At 69.2% G+C, this 21148-nt stretch carries 19 protein-coding genes; 14 read left to right on the top strand and 5 right to left on the bottom strand.

Annotation, left to right across the window (positions count from 1 at the left end):
• Window positions 1-8: 8 nt before the first annotated feature.
• From ctaD to IU459_RS04835, 9 genes are all read left to right on the top strand, one after another.
• The gene (gene ctaD, locus IU459_RS04875; RefSeq protein WP_083889539.1) at window positions 9-1748 is read left to right on the top strand and encodes an aa3-type cytochrome oxidase subunit I; all 1740 of its coding nucleotides are present in this window, start codon (window positions 9-11) and stop codon (window positions 1746-1748) included.
• Window positions 1749-1919: 171 nt separating this feature from the next.
• The gene (serB, locus tag IU459_RS04870; RefSeq protein ID WP_436838031.1) at window positions 1920-3137 is read left to right on the top strand and encodes a phosphoserine phosphatase SerB; all 1218 of its coding nucleotides are present in this window, start codon (window positions 1920-1922) and stop codon (window positions 3135-3137) included.
• 373 nt (window positions 3138-3510) lie between these two features.
• Window positions 3511-3936, top strand: coding sequence for a protease inhibitor I42 family protein (locus IU459_RS04865; RefSeq protein ID WP_195128252.1), 426 nt, complete (start codon window positions 3511-3513; stop codon window positions 3934-3936).
• A 59-nt stretch (window positions 3937-3995) separates the two neighbouring features.
• Complete coding sequence (locus IU459_RS04860; protein ID WP_228837438.1) at window positions 3996-4739, top strand: aminoacyl-tRNA hydrolase; 744 nt, start codon at window positions 3996-3998, stop codon at window positions 4737-4739.
• A gap of 498 nt (window positions 4740-5237) precedes the next feature.
• Complete coding sequence (locus tag IU459_RS04855; protein ID WP_195128250.1) at window positions 5238-6071, top strand: ABC transporter ATP-binding protein; 834 nt, start codon at window positions 5238-5240, stop codon at window positions 6069-6071.
• 181 nt (window positions 6072-6252) lie between these two features.
• Window positions 6253-7023, top strand: a complete 771-nt coding sequence (locus IU459_RS04850) for an NUDIX hydrolase (protein WP_195128544.1) — start codon at window positions 6253-6255, stop codon at window positions 7021-7023.
• A 34-nt stretch (window positions 7024-7057) separates the two neighbouring features.
• Window positions 7058-7834: an enoyl-CoA hydratase-related protein gene (locus IU459_RS04845; RefSeq protein WP_195128249.1), complete on the top strand. Its 777-nt coding sequence runs from the start codon at window positions 7058-7060 to the stop codon at window positions 7832-7834.
• A gap of 37 nt (window positions 7835-7871) precedes the next feature.
• Entirely contained in the window at window positions 7872-8849 is a 978-nt protein-coding gene (locus tag IU459_RS04840; RefSeq protein ID WP_195128248.1) for a class I SAM-dependent methyltransferase, read from the top strand.
• Window positions 8850-9069: 220 nt separating this feature from the next.
• Entirely contained in the window at window positions 9070-10269 is a 1200-nt protein-coding gene (locus IU459_RS04835) for a THUMP-like domain-containing protein (protein ID WP_195128247.1), read from the top strand.
• 43 nt (window positions 10270-10312) lie between these two features.
• On the opposite strand, the gene IU459_RS04830 is transcribed toward IU459_RS04835, so the two are convergent.
• On the bottom strand, window positions 10313-11611 hold the full coding sequence (locus tag IU459_RS04830; protein ID WP_195128246.1) for an outer membrane protein assembly factor BamB family protein: 1299 nt from the start codon (window positions 11609-11611) through the stop codon (window positions 10313-10315).
• Window positions 11612-11898: 287 nt separating this feature from the next.
• Between IU459_RS04830 and IU459_RS04825 the strand changes: the two genes are divergently transcribed.
• Both IU459_RS04825 and IU459_RS04820 read left to right on the top strand, forming a co-directional pair.
• Window positions 11899-12648 carry an acyltransferase gene (locus tag IU459_RS04825; RefSeq protein ID WP_195128245.1) on the top strand — a complete coding sequence of 250 codons (750 nt, stop codon included), beginning with the start codon at window positions 11899-11901 and terminating at the stop codon, window positions 12646-12648.
• Window positions 12649-12889: 241 nt separating this feature from the next.
• Window positions 12890-13435 (top strand): DUF1697 domain-containing protein, encoded by a 546-nt coding sequence (locus IU459_RS04820; RefSeq protein ID WP_195128244.1) that lies wholly within the window; start codon window positions 12890-12892, stop codon window positions 13433-13435.
• A 5-nt stretch (window positions 13436-13440) separates the two neighbouring features.
• On the opposite strand, the gene IU459_RS04815 is transcribed toward IU459_RS04820, so the two are convergent.
• From IU459_RS04815 to IU459_RS04805, 3 genes are read right to left on the bottom strand one after another with little or no spacing between them, the layout of a single operon-like run.
• Window positions 13441-14694 carry a glycosyltransferase family 4 protein gene (locus tag IU459_RS04815; protein WP_195128243.1) on the bottom strand — a complete coding sequence of 418 codons (1254 nt, stop codon included), beginning with the start codon at window positions 14692-14694 and terminating at the stop codon, window positions 13441-13443.
• Entirely contained in the window at window positions 14691-16358 is a 1668-nt protein-coding gene (locus IU459_RS04810) for a 1,4-alpha-glucan branching protein domain-containing protein (protein ID WP_228837406.1), read from the bottom strand. The genes IU459_RS04815 and IU459_RS04810 overlap by 4 nt, the downstream gene beginning before the upstream one ends.
• A complete protein-coding gene (locus tag IU459_RS04805; RefSeq protein ID WP_228837405.1) occupies window positions 16355-17173 on the bottom strand; it encodes a class I SAM-dependent methyltransferase in 819 nt (272 codons plus the stop codon). The genes IU459_RS04810 and IU459_RS04805 overlap by 4 nt, the downstream gene beginning before the upstream one ends.
• Before the next feature lie 260 nt (window positions 17174-17433).
• On the opposite strand from IU459_RS04805, the gene IU459_RS04800 reads away from it, so the two are divergent.
• Entirely contained in the window at window positions 17434-18219 is a 786-nt protein-coding gene (locus IU459_RS04800) for an electron transfer flavoprotein subunit beta/FixA family protein (RefSeq protein WP_195128242.1), read from the top strand.
• A gap of 110 nt (window positions 18220-18329) precedes the next feature.
• Window positions 18330-19286, top strand: coding sequence for an electron transfer flavoprotein subunit alpha/FixB family protein (locus IU459_RS04795; protein WP_195128241.1), 957 nt, complete (start codon window positions 18330-18332; stop codon window positions 19284-19286).
• Window positions 19287-19433: 147 nt separating this feature from the next.
• Here the strand turns inward: IU459_RS04795 and IU459_RS04790 are convergent, their stop codons facing one another.
• Window positions 19434-19802 (bottom strand): hypothetical protein, encoded by a 369-nt coding sequence (locus tag IU459_RS04790; protein ID WP_195128240.1) that lies wholly within the window; start codon window positions 19800-19802, stop codon window positions 19434-19436.
• Window positions 19803-19942: 140 nt separating this feature from the next.
• On the opposite strand from IU459_RS04790, the gene IU459_RS04785 reads away from it, so the two are divergent.
• Window positions 19943-20998 carry a 5-methyltetrahydropteroyltriglutamate--homocysteine methyltransferase gene (locus IU459_RS04785; protein WP_195128239.1) on the top strand — a complete coding sequence of 352 codons (1056 nt, stop codon included), beginning with the start codon at window positions 19943-19945 and terminating at the stop codon, window positions 20996-20998.
• Window positions 20999-21148: the final 150 nt, after the last annotated feature.

Raw genomic sequence — 21148 nt, 5'->3', positions numbered from 1 at the left:
GAGGATCAGTGACTGCCGTAGAGCCCCAGCCAGTCCCTCAGTTGGAAGCGACTCGGCCTTATCCGGCACGGACCGGGCCAAAGGGCTCGTTCATCTACAAGATGGTCACCACCACGGACCCCAAGGTCCTCGGTGTCATGTACCTGACCACGTCGATGGCCTTCTTCCTCATCGGTGGCCTGATGGCCCTGCTGATGCGCGGTGAGCTGGCGCGTCCCGGCCTGCAGTTCCTCTCGCCCGAGCAGTTCAACCAGCTGTTCACCATGCACGGCACGATCATGCTGCTGTTCTACGCGACCGCGATCGTGTTCGGCTTCGCCAACATCATCCTGCCGCTGCAGATCGGCGCGCCCGACGTCGCCTTCCCGCGACTGAACGCCTTCAGCTACTGGCTGTACGCGTTCGGCGCCAGCATGGCGACCGCGGGCTTCATCACCCCGGGTGGCGCCGCGGACTTCGGCTGGACGGCGTACGTGCCGCTGACCGACATCCTGCACTCGCCCGGCGTCGGCACCGACCTGTGGATCCTGGGTCTGGCGGTCTCCGGCCTGGGCACCATCCTCGGTGGCGTCAACATGCTGACCACCGTCGTCTGCCTGCGCGCGCCCGGCATGACCATGTTCCGGATGCCGATCTTCACCTGGAACATCGCCGTCACCAGCGTCCTCGTGCTGCTCGCCTTCCCGCTGCTCACTGCCGCGCTGTTCGGCCTGGCCTACGACCGCCACCTGGGCGGCCACATCTACGACCCGGCCACCGGCGGCATCCTGCTCTACCAGCACCTGTTCTGGTTCTTCGGCCACCCCGAGGTGTACATCATCGCGCTGCCGTTCTTCGGCATCGTCTCGGAGATCTTCCCGGTATTCAGCCGCAAGCCGATCTTCGGCTACACCACCCTGGTCTACGCCACCCTGGGCATCGCGGCCCTGTCCATCGCGGTGTGGGCGCACCACATGTACGCCACCGGCGCGGTGCTGCTGCCGTACTTCTCGTTCATGACCTTCCTCATCGCGGTGCCGACCGGCGTGAAGTTCTTCAACTGGATCGGCACCATGTGGCGCGGTCAGCTGACCTTCGAGTCGCCGATGCTGTTCTCCATCGGCTTCATCGTCACCTTCCTCTTCGGTGGTCTGTCCGGTGTCATCCTGGCCAGCCCGCCGCTGGACTTCCACGTCACCGACTCCTACTTCGTCGTGGCGCACTTCCACTACGTGCTCTTCGGCACCATCGTGTTCGCCACCTACGCGGGCATCTATTTCTGGTTCCCCAAGATGACCGGACGCATGCTCGACGAGCGCCTGGCCAAGTGGCACTTCTGGACCACCTTCATCGGCTTCCACACCACCTTCCTGGTGCAGCACTGGCTCGGCGCCGAGGGCATGCCGCGCCGCTACGCCGACTACCTCCCCAGCGACGGCTTCACCACGCTGAACACGATCTCCACGATCGGCGCCTTCGTGCTCGGCGCCTCGATGCTGCCGTTCCTGTGGAACGTCTTCAAGAGCTACCGCTACGGCGAAGTCGTCACCGTGGACGATCCGTGGGGTTACGGCAACTCGCTGGAGTGGGCCACCACCTGCCCGCCGCCGCGGCACAACTTCTACGAACTGCCGCGCATCCGCTCCGAGCGGCCCGCCTTCGAGCTGCACTACCCGCACATGGTCGAGCGCATGCGCGCCGAGGCGCACGTCGGCTGGGGCTCGGGCAAGCACGCCGTCGAGGTCCACGAAACGGTCGGCGCGAAGTAGAAGTTATAGCCGGAGTTCGTCCGGCCGCGCCGTAGGATTCACTGCGACGGGGTGTGCACCTGCTGGTGACCAGCGGGTGCACACTCGTTTGTGCAGACCGATACGCCCCGTGGCGTTGCGACAACGATGTCCAGCACAGCGACGGCAAACACCGAACTTGGAGCTCATCAGTTGGCCGACACCACCGTCCTCGTCACCGTCACCGGGCCCGACCGCCCCGGTGTGACGTCCGTGCTGCTCGCGGCGATGTCGCGGCACCAGGTGAGCCTGCTGGACGTGGAGCAGGTCGTGATCCGGGGCAGGCTGACCCTGGGCGTCCTGGTCACCTGTCCGAACGATCCGGAGGCGTTGCAGGACGAACTCGAAGAGGCCATGAACACCGTCGGCATGCACGTCGACGTCGAGGTGGACGCGGAGATCGGCAGGCAGCCGATGTCCACGCACGCGGTGGTGATCCTCGGCAGCCCGGTCACGGCACGCGCGTTCAGCGCGGTCTCGCGGCAACTGGCCGCTCTGGGCGCCAACATCGACACCATCCGCGGCATCGCCGATTACCCCGTGACGGGTATGGAACTGATGGTCACCGCGATCGACTCCGGCCCCGACACGGATTCCCGGCTGCGCACGGCGCTCGCCGAGGTGGCGGTCACCGAAGAGGTGGACGTCGCGGTGGAGCGCGCCGGGCTGGCGCGCCGCGGCAAGCGCTTGATCGTGTTCGACGTCGACTCGACGCTGATCCAGGGCGAGGTCATCGAGATGCTCGCGGCGCACGCGGGCGTCGAGGACGAGGTCCGCAGGGTTACCGAGGCCGCCATGCGCGGGGAGATCGACTTCGCCGAATCGCTGCGGCAGCGGGTCGCGACGCTGGCCGGTCTCGACGAGTCGGTGATCGAGGCGGTGGCCGAGAAGATCGCGCTGACCCCTGGTGCGCGCACCACCATCCGCACGCTGCGTCGCATCGGCTTCCGCTGCGGCGTGGTCTCCGGCGGCTTCCGGCAGGTGATCGAACCGCTGGCGCACGAGCTGGAATTGGACTTCGTGCAGGCGAACACGCTCGAGGTCGTGGACGGCAAGCTGACCGGCCGGGTCGTCGGGGAGATCGTCGACCGGGCGGCCAAGGCCACCGCTCTGCGCAAATTCGCGGCCGAGGCCGGGGTGCCGATGGAACAGACCGTCGCGGTCGGCGACGGCGCCAACGACATCGACATGCTCAACGCCGCCGGGCTCGGCATCGCGTTCAACGCCAAGCCCGCGTTGCGCGAGGTCGCCGACGCCGCGCTCTCGCACCCCTACCTGGACGCGGTGCTGTTCATCCTCGGGGTCACCCGGCACGAGGTGGAGGCCGCGGACGCCAGAGACGGGCTGCTGCGCCGCGTACCACTGGGCTGAGCAGTTCGGGCCTGGTCCGAGGGGTAGCCGGACGGTGGGCATGGCGCACGGCTGTGTCGACCTCGCCGACGAAAGTCAACGGCCGGAAGCTGTGCTGTGTGTCGCGGGCGGCCGGCGCGCGGAACAGGCTTCGTCACTCGGATGTCCCTGAGGTCGCTGCGTGCGCGGACGAGAGGCCCGCGGGCCCGGGATGCTGTGCCGCGGGCGACCGGCGCGGCGCCGAGCGGGCTTCGCAGACTTGGCTCGCCCCTGAGGTCGCGGCGTGTACGTCCGCTGCCACCGAAGCGTCCCGGGTAGCCCACCGCTTGCCGACGCCGGAGAACGCCGCTCGGTAGGCTCGCTGCGAGTTGACCATCAGACGATCGGAGGATGGGTGCGGAAGTCCCCGCTGGTGCTGCTTCTCGGATTGGCGGTGGCGGGGTGCGGTGGCAACGACGTGTCCGATGCGACCCACTCCGACTTTGCGAATCCTGTTGTGCGCGTTGTCGAGACCGACAACGGGCAGGAGCGGCGATTGCGTGTCGGACAGCGCCTCGTGGTCGCCCTGCCGTCCAACCCGTCGACCGGATATTCCTGGAGCATCGCGGACTTGGACGCGTCCGTCGCAAAGCAGGACGGCGCGGCGGATTTCGAGCCCGATCCGGCCGTGCCCGTCGCACCGGGTGCTGGTGGCACTTCGGTGTGGAGCTTCGTGGGCGCGGCGGCGGGCGTGACGTCGCTGCGGATGGAGTACATGCGTCCGTGGGAGCACGGCTCGGCACCGGCCGCAACGTTTACGCTGACGCTCGAGGTGGAGTGATGACGGGTATCCCGAATTGCGGGTCCGAGGTCCGCGGTGGCGATACCGGCACGGCGCCAATGGCATCGGACATCGCGGGATTCCGCATGCGGCATGCCGAGCTGGCCGGTGGGTACGGCGGCACAGGCGATCCGGACGACCCGGCCATGGTGCAGGCGATGCAGATCGTTCTGCACCTGCCCAAGACCGATTCGCCGCCGCGCAGCACTCTGCTCGCCGCGGCGGCCGCCGCCGCGGTGGCACTGTGCCTGGACGCGCGGGTCGGTCCGGGCGGCGAGTGGGAAACGCGCTATCTGGCGTGGAAGCGGTCGCGCATCCGCAAGCTGGCTCGGCGCGCTCGCGGTGCCCAATGGCGCGCGACCTGCGCGGTGGACGGCGTCACCGTCGAGATCGACGGCGCGCAAGCGCGGGCACTGGTACCCGGACCGGTGGGCGAGGTCGATCCGGTGATCAAGCGCTTGCAGATCGGCGGGACCGATCTCGACCACGACGACCCCGGCCCGCCCGCCCCGGAGCTGCCAGTGCTGTGGGTGAACGCCGCGCTCGGAATGACGCTCGGCAAAGCGGCCGCCCAGGTCGGCCACGCGAGCATGCTGCTGGCCGGTGCGCTACCGGTCGAGCACGCGCTGCGCTGGGCGGAACTCGGCTTCCGCTGCGCGGTACGCGAAGCCGATCCGCACCGCTGGGCGTCCCTGTCCACCCAGGTGGCCGAGGGCACCGCGGTCGCGGTGCGGGACGCGGGATTCACGGAGGTGGCGCCGGGTTCGATGACGGTGATTGCGGTGCCCGCCCAATCTTGGTGAGCCGCGGGAACCCGTTGGCGCGGTATCGACCACGCGGCTCCGCGCAACACGGTTGAGGTGGACCGGGATCACCGCGGTGACACCGGGCTATACGACTGTGATCCCGATGCTCGCTCGACGCGATGCCCGCCAGACCACTCCACGTCCAACACCCGAGCGATCGCCACCATCATCGCCACGTTGTGCCCGGCAGCGCGGCGTTCTCCATTGGCTCCGCCCGGGGGTCACGGGCCGCGGGACAACCGACGCCGTAGGCAGGATGTCGATCAGGGTGACTCCTGGCCCCGCGCGGTGGCACTGTGCGGGGGTTCCCGGAATTGATGCCGGCTCGACAAGGCCGGTCGCGGTGCCCGCCCAATCGCGGTGACCGGCCGGGCGACACCGTCGCAATTGCGGCGGGCGGCGGCATCGGCCTCGTGACCACGGCGGGGGCGTCGACCAGACCGACTGGACCGTTTTCCTCCCCGCGTTGGCAAGTGCCCCCGACGGTGGGCCAAGATGGAGCGCGTGCCGCAACCGGATCCCGATCTGCTCATCGATTTCACCGACGTGACCGTCCGTCGTTCGGGCCATACCCTCGTCGGCCCGGTCTCCTGGCAGGTCGAGCTCGACGAACGCTGGGTGGTCCTCGGCCCCAACGGCGCGGGGAAGACCTCGCTGCTGCGGATGGCCGCCGCCGAGATGCATCCCACCGCGGGCATCGCCCATCTACTCGGGGAACGGATCGGCAAGGTCGACGTCAGCGAGTTGCGTCCGCGCATCGGCCTCTCCTCGGCCGCGGTGGCCAGCCGGGTCCCGCTCGACGAGAAGGTCAGCGACCTGGTCGTGTCCGCCGGATACGCGGTGCTCGGCCGCTGGCGGGAGCGCTACGACGACCTGGACACCGACCGCGCCATCGACATGCTGGAAAGCCTGGGCGCCGAACATCTCTCCGACCGCACCTACGGGACGCTGTCGGAGGGCGAGCGCAAGCGGGTGCTCATCGCTCGCGCGCTGATGACCGATCCCGAACTGCTGCTGCTCGACGAGCCCGCCGCGGGCCTGGACCTGGGCGGCCGGGAGGAGCTGGTGGAGCGGCTCGGCGACCTCGCCGCCGACCCGGACGCGCCCGCGATCGTGCTGGTCACCCACCATGTGGAGGAGATCCCGCCCGGATTCACCCACGGCTTGCTGCTCAACGAGGGCGCGGTGGTCGCGCAGGGGCTGCTGTCGGACGTGCTCACCGCGGAGAACCTCAGCGACGCCTTCCGGCAATCGATCGCGCTGGACCGGGTGGACGGCCGCTACTTCGCACGTCGCGCACGCCGCGCAGGCAAGCACCGCACCCGCTGACGCGGACGTCGTGACGGCGCTCACCAAGGGCGTGCTATGCGTACCCTCGCCTTCGCTCCGGCCGTGCGCGGCTGACGACGGACTACGTCCGACTGCGCCCATTAAGGTGCAGGGTGTGAGTGAGACAGAAGTGCAGGCCGACTCTCAAAGTCCCCCGTCGCCCAAGGACGCGTCGACGGTGATGCTGGTGCGTGACGGCGTCGACGGACCTGAGATCTTCCTGCAGCGGCGGGTCGGCGCCATGGCGTTCGCCGCGGGCATGACCGTGTTCCCCGGCGGCGGTGTCGATCCGTCCGACGGCACCGCGGACATCGCCTGGGCCGGTCCCGAGCCCGCCTGGTGGGCCGAGCAATTCGCGACCACGACGGCCAGGGCGAAGGCGCTGGTCTGCGCGGCCGTGCGCGAGACGTTCGAGGAATGCGGCGTGCTGCTGGCCGGTCCCACGGGCGACAGCGTGGTCTCCGACACCACCGGATACCGGGACGCCCGCGGCATGCTGGAGCGCAGAGAGCTGTCGCTGGCGACGTTCCTCGCCGAAGAGAAGCTCGTGCTGCGCGCGGATCTGCTGCGACCGTGGGCGAATTGGATCACCCCCGTGATCGAGCCGCGCCGCTACGACACCCGGTTCTTCGTCGCGGTGCTGCCGGAAGGACAGCTGGCCGACGGCGCCACGTCCGAGGCGGCGGAGGTGCAGTGGAGCACTCCGGCCGAGGCGCTGGACCGCTGGCGGTCGGGCGCCGACGTGCTGCTGCCGCCGACCTGGGCGCAGCTGGTCGCGCTCGGCGAATTCGGTTCCACCGCCGACATCCTGGCCGCGCGGCGCGCGATCGATCCGATCATGCCCGTGCCGGCCGACGTGAACGGCAAGCAAATGCTGTCCTTTCCGGACAATCAGCGCTACTTCGCCGATCTCCCGGATGCCGGACGTCTCAAGGGCTCCGTGCGGCCGTGAGGATTGCCGGGGCCACCCGGTAGCGTGGCCTCCCATGGCCGAATTCGTCACCCTGGATCTGCCCGAGAGCGCCGCCGAGCGGCGCGTGGCCGTCCTCCGGATCGCCCGCCCGCCGATGAACCTGCTGAATATACAGCTGGCGCGGGAGCTGGCCGAGGCGGCGGACGCCGTGGCCGCGGATCCGGGGGTGGCCGCGGTGGTCGTGTACGGCGACGAGCGGGTGTTCTCGGCGGGCGACGACGTGGCCGAGCTGTCCGGGCTCGGGGTGGATCAGGCCGGCGCCATGGCGGCCGATCTGCAGCGGGCCCTCGGCTGCCTGGCCAGGATCCCGCAGCCCACGGTGGCGGCGATCAGCGGCTACTGCCTCGGCGGCGGGCTGGAACTGGCCCTCGGCGCCGACCGCCGCGTCATCGGTGACAACGTCAAGCTGGGGCTGCCGCAGATCAAGGCGGGCCTCATCCCGCTCGCGGGCATCCGGCGGCTGTCCCTGCTGATCGGACCGGGCCCGGCCAAGGACCTGGTCTACACCGGTCGTTTCATCGAACCTGACGAGGCGAAGGCGCTCGGCTTGGTCGACGAGGTCGTCGCGCCGGACGACGTCTACACCGCCGCGATGCGCTGGGCGCGGCAGTTCGAGGACGGTCCGGCGCGGGCGCTGGCCGCCGCGAAAGCGGTGTTCGAAGCGGGTCCGCACGGCCTCGATCGGGCACGGACCGAGTGGTCGGCGCTGTTCACGACGGAAGATCGCCTGATCGGAACAGGTTCTTATCTGGCCAACGGTCCAGGGTCGGCCGAATTCGTGGGCCGATAGCAGGCGTCAACTGGGGATTTGGGTAGGCTTGCCGACCATGACGGTACGTCCCGACGACCCCGCGCCGAACCCGCACGCCACCGAGGCGGAGGTCGAAGCAGCGCTCAAGGATACGAAGCTGGCCCAGGTGCTCTACCACGACTGGGAAGCCGAGACCTATGACGACAAATGGTCCATCTCGTATGACGAGCGCTGTATCGAATACGCCCGCGGGCGCTTCGACGCCGCGGTGGGTCCCGCCCCGCTGCCCTACGAGAAGGCGCTCGAACTGGGCTGCGGCACGGGCTTCTTCCTGCTGAACCTGATGCAGGCGGGCGTCGCGAAGTCGGGTTCGGTCACCGATCTTTCGCCGGGCATGGTGAAGGTCGCGCTGCGCAACGCGCAGAACCTCGGCCTGGACGTGGACGGCCGGGTCGCCGACGCGGAGACCATCCCCTACGAGGACGACACCTTCGATCTGGTGGTCGGCCATGCGGTGCTGCACCACATCCCCGACGTCGAGCTGGCGCTGAAGGAGTGCCTGCGCGTGCTCAAGCCGGGCGGCCGCTTCGTGTTCGCCGGCGAGCCGACCACGGTCGGCAACTTCTACGCGCGCTGGCTGGGCCGGATCACCTGGAAAGCCACCACCACGGTCACCAAGCTGCCGATGCTGAGCGACTGGCGGCGTCCGCAGGAGGAGCTGGACGAGTCCTCGCGCGCCGCGGCCCTGGAAGCGGTGGTCGACCTGCACACCTTCGACCCGAGCAGGTTGGAGGCGATGGCGCGCTCGGCGGGCGCGGTCGAGGTGTCCGCGAAGACCGAGGAATTCGCCGCCGCCCTGTGGGGCTGGCCGGTGCGCACCTTCGAGGCGGCCGTGCCCGCCGAGAAGCTCACCTGGCGCTACCGGATGGCGATGTACCGTGCGTGGCTGGGGCTGAGCTGGGTGGACGAGAACGTCATGCGCCGCGTGGTTCCGCGCCAGTTCTTCTACAACGCCATGATCACCGGCGTGAAGCCGAGCGCCGCCGGAAAGTAGTGGTCCGCGATCCCTGTCGCGATCGCATCGCCCATCTCGGCGGCACGGCCGGTGCTGCCGAAGTGGGTAGGTGCGAACCCATGTCGCCCTTTCCGAATTCAGAGACGGGACACGGCGGAAACGGTGAGCGGGCGATGGCTTGCGGGATCGGCACCGGCACCATCGCGATTGCCGGAATCGAGATGGCCGACTCGATGCACGGGCATGTGGGGAACCAGTAGTGGGCTATCGCTTTACCCGCGATGACGTCGGGTACCTGGGCAGCGCGACCGGCCGGGCCGCGCTGGCCGAGGTGGACCGGCTGGCACTGACCGCGGCATCGCTGCTGAAGGATCTCGAGCAGGTGCGCCGCGTCCACGGTGACCTGGCCGCCGCTCTGGTCGAGACGGTCCGGCTGCGCCGCCGCGCCACGGCCAAGCTCGCCGACGCGGGGGAGTGGTTGTTCACCGACGACGCCCTGCAGCAGGCGACCCCCACCGCCGTCGCGCGACACCGGGCCGCGCGCCTGGCCGGGCGGGCGGTGCACGACCTCACCTGCTCGATAGGCGCCGAACTCGTCGAGCTGGCCCGGGTGTGCCCGGCTGTGGTCGGCAGTGATCTGGACGACGTGCGGCTCGCCATCGCCGCGCACAATCTGGGGCAGCGCTGGTTACCGGTAGGCGAATCGGATGCGTCACCGGCGCGGAATGTGCTGCTGGCCAAGGCGGACGCGCTGCGCCCGAGCAGCCGTGACACCGTGGTCATCGCCGACCCGGCGCGACGTGCGGACGGTCGGCGTACCCACGACCCGGCGAAGTTGCAGCCGCCGCTTCCGGACTTGCTCGCGGCCTACCGGGGCCGCGATCTGGCCGTGAAATGCGCTCCCGGCCTGGATTTCGACCGCCTGGACTGGCCCGGTGAGATCGAGATCGTTTCCCTGGACGGCGCGGTGCGCGAGGCCTGCCTGTGGTCACAAGGACTTACCGAACCAAGTGTCACCCGTCGCGCCACGGTGCTCTCATCGACGGGCGCCGGGTGGAGCATCACCGATACCGAACCCGACGATATCGATGAGCGCGCGCCAGGGGAATGGATCATCGACCCGGACGGCGCCGTCGTGCGCGCCGGTCTTGTCCGTCATTACGCCGCGAAACACGGCCTGTGGCAACTGGATCCCCGCATCGCCTACCTCACCGGCGACGCCGTGCCCGAGGGCGTGCGGGGCTTCCGCATCCTCGACCGCCTGGACTACCGCGAGAAACCCTTGCGCGCCGAACTCCATCGCCGCGACTGCGGCCCCCTCGAAATCCTCACCCGTGGCGTCGACATCGACCCGGATGCCCTGCGTTCGCGCCTCAAACTCCGCGGCTCTCAACCGCACACATTGGTGATTACTCGCATCGGCCGCACCCCAACGGTCTTCCTCTGCGCCACCCCATGACCCGCTGGACCTCGAGGGCTGGCGAGTCAGCGCCTGCGGTCGGCTACTCCGGCTTGAAGGCGAAGATCTCGCCGATGCGTGTGGCGACCACGACCTCGCCCTTGGCGCCGACCGATGTGCCCGCGGTGGCGCCCTGTGCGCCGGGGAGGACATCGGAATCGACAGTGGCGCCCGTCCGGGTGTCGAAGGTGACCAGGTTCAGGCCCTCGCCGATCGCCGCGGTGGTGTAGCCGGTATCGCCCGCCGTCTGCACCGCGGTTCCGTGCAACGCGAGATCCTTGCGTTCCCAGACCGTTTCGACGGAGTCGCCCTTGTCGCGCAGCGCGAGCAGGTAACTGTCGTCGCCGGACGGGATGATCAAGCCATCGCTGGAGACCGAGATGCCGCCGCGCGGCGTCCAGTCCAGCCGCTGGACCCACTTGGTCCGCCCGTCGGCGGTGTCGAGCGCGATCAGGCGGGCGCTGTTGTCGCCGACGTAGACGGTGGAGCCGTCCGCGGACAGGGCCGGGCTGGTCGCGCTACCGCGTTCCAGCAGCTCGGCGCTCCATTCCCGCTCGATCTCGCCATCGGTGTAGCGCAGCGCGACCAGCGCCGCGACGGGCTTGCCCGGCTGCCACAACGTCACGTAGAAGCGGCCGCTCGAGGTGTCGATGGGCGAGATGTTCGCGACCGGGCACTGCGGCCCCCCGGTCGCGCAGTCGTCCAGGCCCTGGCCGGCCGCGGGCCAGGTGAGCCCGGCGTTCGCGAGGAAATCCGGCTCGCCGAGCAGCTGTACCGTCGGCACGAGGCGCTCGCCGGTCTGCCGCGACAACACGTCGATCTGACCGGACTGGGTGACCGTCAGCAGCTTGCCGTCACCGGTGAACTGCACCGAGACCGGCGTCCCGGCGACCGGTGTGCTCCACCGCGGCTGGCCCAGGTAGTTGAACGCGTTCACCTTGCTGTCGTCGCCGACGTAGACGTTGGTCATGCCGTCGACGGCCGAGGGCGCGGAGATCGCGCTCGGACCGAGCGCGTTGCAGAACCGCTTGCGTCCGGTGGCCATCTGGAAGGAGAAGATCGAGCAGTTCGGCAGGCGCGTGGTGACGAACATCTGGCTGTCGGGACCGAGCGTGACGGGCTGCCCGATCGGCCCGCCGATCGGGCGCGACCAGCTCAGCGCCAGCTTCCGCGAGCCGGTGACCGGACTGGTGCCGCTGTTGCGGCCGTCGTGGTAGGCGGCGGTCCAGCCTTTGCCGGAACCGACGGTGATGTCGTCGACGTCGGTGCCGCAGCCGGTCAAGGCCAGCGCGGCGACCGCGGCCAGCACGGCCGCGGCACGTTTCCGGGACGGTCGCCACATGGAAGTAGCCAATACCCCGCCACTGCGCACCTGCCGCACTCCTGTCACCGTTTGCTCGCACGAGACCGAAAAGTGTCGAACCGCGGCCGGGGGAACAGGCTTCGCACCGGCGGGTTCGCCGTCGCCGTCGCCGGCGCACGAGTCACTGTACGGGAGGCCCGTGCGGGGGTGAACGGGTCCCGCCGTTGTCGTCGCGGGTGCCCGTCCCGGTGCTCGCCGCGAGCGATAGGCTCTATCCGTCGCCGAGGTGGGCGGCAGCCGGTAGGACCACGACAGGAGAACCGTTCGTGACGAGCATGTGGGGCGCACCGTTGCGCTCGCGCTGGCGGGGTTCGCGCCGCCGGGATCCGCGGCAAGCGCGATTTCTGACGCTGGCGTCGCTGCGCTGGGTGCTCGCGAACCGGGCGTACACGCCCTGGTATCTGGTGCGCTACTACCGGCTGTTCAAATTCCGCCTGGCCAACCCGCACATCGTGCTGCGCGGCATGGTTTTCCTCGGCCGCCGGGTGGAGATCCACGCGACGCCGGAGCTGAGCCGGATGGAGATCGGGCGCTGGGTGCACATCGGCGACGGCAACGCGATCCGCTGCCATGAGGGTTCGCTGCGCATCGGCGACAAGGTGGTGTTCGGCAAGGACAACGTCGTCAACACCTACCTCGACATCGAGATCGGCGAATCGACGCTGGTCGCCGACTGGTGCTACATCTGCGACTTCGACCACAAGATGGACGACATCACCGTGCCGATCAAGGACCAGGGCATCGTGAAGAGCCCGGTCCGCATCGGACCCGACACCTGGATCGCCGCCAAGGTGACCGTGCTGCGCGAGACCCGCGTCGGCCGCGGCTGCGTGCTCGGCGCGCACGCCGTGGTCAAGGGCGACATCCCGGACTACAGCATCGCCGTCGGCGCGCCGGCCAAGGTGGTCAAGAATCGCAAGGCGGCCTGGGAGGCGGGCGCCGAAGAACGCGCCAAATACTTTGCGGCGCTGGAGGACATCGCCCGCAAGAAGAACGGCGCCACCCAGACGGCGTAACGGGCGTCGCGGCGGAACCCTGTCCGCAGCCGCACTCGAGCCGAGGCGGGGCCGCAGTGTCGGGTGCCGCCGGACGTAGTGCGTCTCGGTCTCGTGCTGTGCCGGACTGGCCGAAGCGTGGCAGCCCACGACAAGTGCTGCCCAGCGAAACCCGTCGGCAGCCCGCGCCGGCGTGCTGGGCGCAAGCACCGGGCCGATGAGATCGGCCGGCTTGTCGGAGCAGCCGAGTAGGTTCGGCGGTATGAACGCCTACGCCGCACTGTTGCGCGGGATCATGCCGAGCAATCCGAACATGAGCAACGCGAAGTTGCGCGCGGTGTTCGAATCACTCGGGTTCGATCGCGTGGGATCGGTGCTGGCCAGCGGCAATATCGTGTTCCGCAGCGCCGAGACCGACGTACCCGCGCTGGAGGAGCGCATCCAGCAGGCGCTGAGCGCGGAACTCGGGATCGGCGGCGGCACGATCATCCGCGGCCATGCGGAGCTCCGCGCGTTACTGGACAGCGACCCGTTCGAGGGATCGATCCACGGCCGCGGAAACTACCTGATCGTGACGTTCCTCAAGGACGCGGCCGCCGCCACGGTTACGTTGCCCGAACAACCCGACCCGCTCACCCGGATCGTCGGCTACGACAAGGCCGCACGCGCTTTCCTCGCAGTGATCGACAACAGCGATCCGGGCAAGACGCCGAACTTCATGGCCTGGCTGGACAAGACGTACGGCAAGGACATCACCACCCGCACCTGGCTCACCATCGAGCGCATCGTCAAGAAGCTCGAAGCCTGATTGGCCTACGCCGGATCGCGTTCCGGCAGCGGGCGTTCGACGATGGTCGGGCGGCCCAGCGGATTGCGCACTCGCCGCTTGGCCGAGTGGTACACCTGGGCGGTCTCCGCGGCCACCACGTCCCAGGCGAAATCGGCCGTGAGCCGTTCCCTGGCGGCGTAGGCCCGCTGCTGGGTGGCGGCCGGGTCGTCGAGGGTGGCGCGGACTGCCTCGACCAGGCCGTCGACGTCCGCGGGAGCGAAGGAGGCGCCGGTGACGCCGTCGATCACGGCCTCGCCCAGCCCACCGGCCGTCGAAGTGACCAGCGGGGTGCCCGCGGCGGCCGCCTCCAAGGCGACGATGCCGAACGGTTCGTACCGGCTCGGCAGCACGATCGCGTCCGCGCCGTGCAGCCAGCCGAGCAGTTCCTCATGGTCGAGTTGCCCGGCGAAGTTCACCGCGCGGGCGACCCGGTGCACTCGGGCGCGCTCGCGCAGCCACTCGAACTGGGTGCCCACACCGGCGATGGTCAGCGTGGTGCCGGGATGGGCGCGGCGGATGCGCGGCAGCGCCGCGATCGCGTCCTGCACACCCTTCTCGTACTCCAGCCTGCCCACGTACAGCAGCCGCGGCGGACCGCTGCGCGGCGAACGCGGACGGAAGGTCCAGGCGCCCACGTCGATTCCGTTGCGGATCACCGTCATCGGGATCCGTTCCGGACCATAGAGCCGCTCGACCTCGTCCTGCATGGACCCCGAGCAGGTGATCAGCGCGTCGGATTCGTTGGCCAGCCACCATTCGACCGAATGCACCTGCTTGTTGACCTTGCCCGCGACCCAGCCGCTGTGCCGTCCGGCCTCGGTGGCGTGAATGGTCGACACCAGCGGCACGTCGTAGTACTCGGCCAGCGCGATGCCGGGGTGGGCGACCAGCCAGTCGTGCGCGTGCACCACGTCCGGCGTCCAGCCGTCGCCGATGCCCGGCTTGCCGAGGGCGACGCCCGCGCGCACCATCGCGTGGCCCATGGCCAGCGTCCAGGCGAGCATGTCCTCGCCGAAGTCGAATACCGGCGGGTCTTCCGCGACGGCGACCACCAGCACGCCTTCGGCGATGAACGAGTGCGTGGGATGGGTCGAGGAGTCGGTGCCGGAGGGGCGCCGGGACAGGACGACCACCTCGTGGCCCGCGCGGGCCAGTTCGACAGCGAGGTGATGCACGTGTCTGCCGAGCCCGCCGACCACAACCGGCGGGTACTCCCACGACACCATCAAAATCTTCATGCACGTCCTTCTGCGGCGGAGCCCGGGTGCGCTGGGTCGTGGCTCTGGACCGCGGTGGCGGGGCCCGATTCCGGCGCGGCGGCGGATGCTGCCCCGGTGGTGCCGGGTACGGACCCCGCAGAGGTCAGTCGTCGCGCGTCCACGGCGGGGAAGAGTCCGTCGGCCGCCCCCCATCCTGCCGCCAACTGCCGTGCTTTGGCGACTTGGCCCGCCCCGACGGCCGCGGCGATTTCCCGCACCGCGTGAGCGTGCTGGTGCGCGCGGTCGCGCGCGTAGCCTGCCGCGGAATCCTTGCTGACCATGAACGCCCAGTCGCTCGACACGGTCAGGATCGCCTCGCGCAGCAGTTGATCGGCAACCTGATCGCGCAACCCCGGCGCGCCGCCCTGGGCCGCGCGCATCTTGTCGACGGTGTCCAGCGCGAGCCGCACGATGTCGTCGTTGAGCTCGACCAGGTCGCGCACCTGCTCGCCCGCCCACACCCGCCAATCCTTGCCCGAACCCCAGGACGAGTCGGCCAGCGGCACCGGTTCGCCCAGGTAGCCGCGCTCGCGCGCGTCGGCGAGCGTGCCGACGGTGACTCCGGCCTCCGGCAGCGCGCGCAGTACCCGGGCCAGCCATTGCGGGCCCTCGTGCCACCAGTGGCCGAACAGTTCGGTGTCGAATGCGGCGACGACCAGCGCGGGCCGCCCGATCCGCGCGGACTCGGCGACCAACCGCTCACGCACCGTCCGCACGAAATCGTCCACGTCGCGGGCCACCGCCACGGCCGCCAGCTCCGGATCGTAGGGCGCCTTGTCCGGCCCGGCGACGGTTTTGCCCGTGACCCGGGCGGGCTTGAGACCCGTCGCGTGGTCATAGTGATGAAAGTCACGGTAGGCGCCGTTGCCGGGATAGCCCGATTTCGGTGACCAGACCCGGTAACTCACCTGCAGATCGCGACCGAAGGCGATCACGTCGGAATCGTGCACCGGTCGGCCGAGCGTCGTGTCGCCGCGCAGCGCCGGTCCGTCGACCATGAAATGCGTCACACCAGCGTCGGCGTAGCCGATCTCCATGCCGGGTGTGTAGCCGCACTCCGGCGCCCAGATCCCCTTGGGCGTATGGCCCCAGCGCCGCCGCGCGTCGGCGAGGCCCTCGGTGAGCTGGAATTGCCGCAGCCGCGGATCCAGCAGCGGCTGGAACGGGTGCGCCAGCGGCCCGCCGAGCAACTCGATGGTCTGGGCGTCGACGAGTTCGCGCCAGACCGGCGCCGCGCCGTGCCGCCAGTGCTGCTCGAATTCCGCCAGCGCCGCGGCGGCCAGACGGTGCTCGTTCCTGCCGAGTGCGACGTTGCCGGCCATGGCGGCCTCGTCGGCGCGCAGCTGCCAGTTGCCCAGCCAGTGATGCATGCCCGCCAGGCAGTGCGGGTCGTCCAGCTGGGCCGCGAGCACCGGCGTGATGCCCAGGCTCAGCAGATGCGAACGGCCTTCGGCCGCAAGAGTTCTCAGCACCTCGACCACCGGCAGATAGGACGCGGCCCAGGACTGGTAGAGCCATTCCTCGCCGACCGGCCAGCGACCGTGGTTGGCCAGCCAGGGCAGGTGTGAGTGCAGGACCAAGGTGAACTGGCCCGGCACCGGACTTGCGGAGTGCCCGCCGGGCACGGCGCTGCGATCGGTCAAGGCTTCACCGCGATGGCGACCAGGTCCAGGCTCGCGTCGATATCCTCGGCGGCCAGCACGAAGTCGTCGACCGTGACGCTCGCGACGTCCGCGGTCAGCTCGGCAGGCCAGGGCTCGCCGGCCAGCGCCCGTTCGATCTGCGCGTCGATGAACGACCCGCCGTGCTTGGCGTCCAGCGCCCGCAGGCCGGGCCCGTGGTGCACACCGATCATCCGTGCCACCTCGAAACCCGCGTCGACCAGCAACTCGGTCAGCTCGGCGGCGTTCAGTTCCCTGGTGTGGAACGGGTTGAGCGGGGTGTCGCGGCCGGGCGAGAAGGTGATCCGGTTGGGCGTGCTGATCAGCAGCTCACCGCCGGGCCGCAACACCCGCAGGCACTCCCGCAGGAACTGGGACTGGTCCCAAAGATGCTCGATCACTTGGAAATTCACCACGACGTCGACCGAGGCGTCCTCCAGCGGCAGCGCGGCGAGATTGCCCTGGATCATCTCCACGCGCGGATAGCGCGCGCGCACGTGCTCGACGGCGGTGGAGTCGTAGTCCACTCCGATCACCTTGGTGGCCACGCCGGCGATCATGTCGGCGCCATAGCCTTCCCCGGAGCCGGCCTCCAGCACGGTCTTTCCGGCGCAGCGGTCGAGCAGGCGGGCGTAGGCGATCTCGTGCCTGCGGAACCAGTAGTTCTCCTCGGCGATGCCGGGCACGGTGCGCTCGCCGGTCAGCGGCAGCGGTTCGACGGCGCCGGCGCTCGTCTCGGGGTCCGCGGCAACGCCGGTGGGGTCGCCCACTGCCGCAGGGATCACAGCCTCGCTCATCACTCCGACGTTACTGGCACGGTGTCGGCGCGGGACACCCGCACCCGGTCGGATTCGTCGCGCGGCTTCGCGGTTACGGCGACGTCTGATCCGGCGCACTGTATCGCCCGATGCGCGGTTGTGAGAGAGAAGCCACTAAGTTACCCACGGGTAACTTAACGTAGGGTAATGTCACGGCCTGAGCCACTCACACGGACGTACGGCACAGCTCGTGCGACCACCACAAACGTGTAACCAGAACAGGAGGTCGACGAAGACCGATGCCGAACATCGTCGTACTCATCAAGCAGGTTCCCGACACCTGGTCCGAGCGCAAGCTGACCGACGGTGACTTCACCCTCGACCGCGAGGCCGCCGACGCCGTTCTCGACGAGATCAACGAGCGCGCCGTCGAAGAGGCGCTGCTGATCAAGGAGGCCCAGGGCGGCGAGGTCACCGTGCTGGCCGCCGGTCCGGACCGCGCCACCGAGGCCATCCGCAAGGCGCTGTCCATGGGCGCCGACAAGGCGATCCACATCAACGACCCGGCCATCCACGGCTCCGATGCCGTGCAGACCGCGTGGGTGCTGGCGAGTGCGCTGGGTCAGGTCGAGGGTGTCGAGCTGGTCATCGCGGGCAACGAGTCGACCGACGGCCGCGCCGGCGCCATCCCCGCGATCATCGCCGAGTACCTGGGCCTGCCGCAGCTGACGCACCTGCGCAAGCTGGCCGTGGACGGTGACAAGATCACCGGCGAGCGCGAGACCGACGACGGCGTGTTCAAGCTGGAGGCCACGCTTCCGGCCATCGTGAGCGTCACCGAGAAGATCAACGAGCCGCGCTTCCCGTCCTTCAAGGGCATCATGGCCGCGAAGAAGAAGGAAGTGCAGACCTTCACGCTGGCCGATCTCGGCGTCGACCCGTCGACCGTCGGTGTCGCGAACGCGGGCACCGCCGTCACCGCGGCCACCCCGAAGCCTCCGCGCACCGCGGGCGAGAAGATCGCGGACGAGGGCGACGGCGGCACCAAGATCGCCCAGTACCTGATCGGCCAGAAGATCATCTGATCGCGGTCGTGCTCATGCGGGACACCCGCACCCGTCGGGCGGAACGAGCCGCTTCGCGAGCCTCGCTCGTCCCGCCCTCGAGGACTGAGACTTCTTAGGAGAGAACACAAATGGCAGAAGTACTTGTGCTCGTCGAGCACGCCGACGGTGCGATCAAGAAGGTCAGCACCGAACTGCTCACCGCGGCGCGCGCCCTCGGCGAGCCCGCGGCCGTCGTGCTCGGCACGGCGGGCACCGGCGAGAAGCTGGCCGACGCGCTGGCCGCCGCCGGCGCGGAGAAGATCTACATCGCCGAGTCCGACGATGTGGAGAACTACCTGGTGACCCCGAAGGTGGACGTGCTGGCCGGCCTGACCGAGTCGGCCTCTCCGGCCGCGGTCATCGTCGCTGCGACCGCCGAGGGCAAGGAGGTGTCGGGTCGCCTGGCCGCCCGCATCGGCTCCGGCCTGCTGGTCGACGTCATCGATGTGAAGGCGGACGGCAGCGCCGTGCACTCCATCTTCGGTGGCGCGTTCACCGTCGACGCCAAGGCCACCGGCGACGTGCCGGTGATCTCGATCCGCCCGGGCGCCGTCGAGGCGTCGGCGCAGGCTGGTGCCGGCGAGAAGGTCACCGTCGAGGTGCCCGCGCAGGAAGAGGGCGTGGTCAAGGTGACCTCGCGCGAGCCGGTCGTGGCCGGTGACCGTCCGGAGCTCACCGAGGCGAGCATCGTGGTCTCCGGTGGCCGCGGTGTCGGTTCCGCCGACAACTTCTCGGTGGTCGAGGCGCTGGCCGACTCGCTCGGCGCGGCCGTCGGCGCTTCCCGCGCCGCCGTCGACTCGGGCTACTACCCCGGCCAGTTCCAGGTCGGCCAGACCGGTAAGACCGTCTCGCCGCAGCTGTACATCGCCCTCGGCATCTCCGGCGCGATCCAGCACCGCGCCGGCATGCAGACCTCGAAGACCATCGTCGCGGTCAACAAGGACGAAGAGGCGCCGATCTTCGAGATCGCCGACTACGGCATCGTGGGCGACCTGTTCAACGTCGCCCCGCAGCTGACCGAAGCGGTCAAGACGCACAAGGGCTGACGCTTCTCGCGACTAGGCATAGAAGGTGGCCCTGACCGGAAACGGTCAGGGCCACCTTTTCGTCAGCGGGTATCGCCTGGTGTGGCATCAACGAGCATCGTGCTGTCCACGCACGTAGACGGGCGTCCACGAAAAGTGCACATTCCGCTAGCTGGTAACGACTACGAGTGGGCGATCCGCGCACACCAGAGCAAACAGCCGATCGTCATATCCGGAGACCTGATATTCGAACGCGGCGCTTGGCGACTGACTGGGACGATTACTGTGGACCCGAGGTTCCTGGATCGCCGCCACTGACATCGGCTCGCGATGTGTTGAAGCAGCAACACGGGAAGCTGGTTCGGCTCGTTCGATGGCAATGACTGTGCTGGTCGCCGCTGCGATCATCCTCGTCGCAGCGGCCACCGGCTGCAGCGCGGCACTAGCAACGATGAGGTGGATCTGGTGAGCAACCGACCAGATCCCGCACTGCGGACCCTGCGCTGCCGAGCGGTGGCCGAAGTGATCGGCGACCATCTGACCGGCCTTAGAGCAGCCGTCCGGAATTTGGGGTGGTGCTCTGAGCCGGACAGCGGGAATCCGTGACCTGTGCCAAAAGATCTCGGCTGCAGGCAGATTCGAGTCGTTAGCCAGGCGGCCGACGTACACTCGCCAGTGTGAGCCTCCCCACAGAACCGATCGGTAGCATTCCTCGCACTCACGACATCCTGGCCGCCATGGCCGATGATTCCGGCGACGCCACCGCGTTCGCCGAACTCCAGCAGCGTGCGGTCGCCGAGACCATCCGCGCCCTGGAGGAACTCGGCTCTCCCGTCGTCACCGACGGTGAGCAGAGCAAGCCGAGCTTCGCCACCTATCCGATCGCCGGGCTGGACAATCTGGCCCCGGACGGCGCGATCATCCAGTTCGCCGATGGACACCAGCGGCAGCTGCCCCGGCTGACCTCGGGGCCGTTCCGGTACGCCGCGCACGCGGTGGACTACTTGCGCGCCGCGAAGCAGCACACCACCGTGCCGGTGAAGCAGGCGGTCATCGCGCCGTCGGCGCTGAGCCTGCTCTACCCGGCGGACGGTATCGAGGACTATCCGCGCGAGCGGTTCCTCGCCGATCTGGCCGACGCGGCGGAGGCCGATATCCGCCGCTGCCTGGACGAAGGCGCGCACCTGGTGCAGCTCGACTTCACCGAGGGGCGGCTCTCGCTCCAGCTGGACCCGAGCGGCGGCGTGCTCGACCAGTTCATCGAGCTCAACAACCTTGTGCTGGACCGTTTCTCGGACGAAGAGCGCGCCAGGATCGGCGTGCACAGCTGCCCCGGCGGCGACCAGGACTCCACGCACAGCTTGGACGTGGACTACAGCGCGCTGCTGCCCAAGCTGATGCAGTTGCGGGTCGGCGCGTTCTACCTCCAGTTCGCCAGCGAACCGGAGCCGGAGAAGGTGCTCGCCGTGGTCGCCGAACACTTGCCCGCGCAGGCTCGCGTGTTCATCGGCGTCACCGACCCGATCGACCCGGTTGTCGAGACTCCCGAGCAGGTGCGCGACCGGGTGCTGCTCGCCGCCCGCTACCTGCCCGTCGAGCGCTTGGGTACCTGCGACGACTGCGGTTTCGCGCCGTTCGCCGACGACACCTCCACCTCACGCGAAACCGCGTTCGCCAAGATCCGGGCGCGCATCGAGGGAACAGCGCTGGCCGCAACGGAATTGGGTGTCTGACCCCTATCCGGCACGATTCTCCCGAACGGAACCCGGACATACTCGGGTTCCAGGGCGCCGCAACAGCGCTGCTAGTTGATGGTGGACAAGAGCATAACGAAACGCTCGGCTGAGGTCCCAGCCGAGCGTTTTGCATGCGCGGCCCGTCGA

This window comes from Nocardia amamiensis (genome assembly GCF_015477605.1).
Classification (GTDB): domain Bacteria; phylum Actinomycetota; class Actinomycetes; order Mycobacteriales; family Mycobacteriaceae; genus Nocardia; species Nocardia amamiensis_A.
The sequence above is the reverse complement of the archived record's forward strand: the minus strand, read 5'-3'. Positions and strand labels throughout refer to the sequence as shown.

What these genes read in the sequence shown, in the direction of transcription:
- IU459_RS04850 (WP_195128544.1), top strand. Translation starts at nt 6,253, where the DNA reads ATGCTGGTGCGTGACGGCGTCGACGGACCTGAGATCTTCCTGCAGCGG.
- IU459_RS04790 (WP_195128240.1), bottom strand. Translation starts at nt 19,802, where the DNA reads ATGGTCGCCGATCACTTCGGCCACCGCTCGGCAGCGCAGGGTCCGCAG.
- IU459_RS04855 (WP_195128250.1), top strand. Translation starts at nt 5,238, where the DNA reads ATGGAGCGCGTGCCGCAACCGGATCCCGATCTGCTCATCGATTTCACC.
- IU459_RS04830 (WP_195128246.1), bottom strand. Translation starts at nt 11,611, where the DNA reads ATGTGGCGACCGTCCCGGAAACGTGCCGCGGCCGTGCTGGCCGCGGTC.
- IU459_RS04845 (WP_195128249.1), top strand. Translation starts at nt 7,058, where the DNA reads ATGGCCGAATTCGTCACCCTGGATCTGCCCGAGAGCGCCGCCGAGCGG.
- IU459_RS04815 (WP_195128243.1), bottom strand. Translation starts at nt 14,694, where the DNA reads ATGAAGATTTTGATGGTGTCGTGGGAGTACCCGCCGGTTGTGGTCGGC.
- IU459_RS04795 (WP_195128241.1), top strand. Translation starts at nt 18,330, where the DNA reads ATGGCAGAAGTACTTGTGCTCGTCGAGCACGCCGACGGTGCGATCAAG.
- IU459_RS04840 (WP_195128248.1), top strand. Translation starts at nt 7,872, where the DNA reads ATGACGGTACGTCCCGACGACCCCGCGCCGAACCCGCACGCCACCGAG.
- IU459_RS04860 (WP_228837438.1), top strand. Translation starts at nt 3,996, where the DNA reads ATGGCATCGGACATCGCGGGATTCCGCATGCGGCATGCCGAGCTGGCC.
- IU459_RS04820 (WP_195128244.1), top strand. Translation starts at nt 12,890, where the DNA reads ATGAACGCCTACGCCGCACTGTTGCGCGGGATCATGCCGAGCAATCCG.
- IU459_RS04805 (WP_228837405.1), bottom strand. Translation starts at nt 17,173, where the DNA reads ATGAGCGAGGCTGTGATCCCTGCGGCAGTGGGCGACCCCACCGGCGTT.
- IU459_RS04800 (WP_195128242.1), top strand. Translation starts at nt 17,434, where the DNA reads ATGCCGAACATCGTCGTACTCATCAAGCAGGTTCCCGACACCTGGTCC.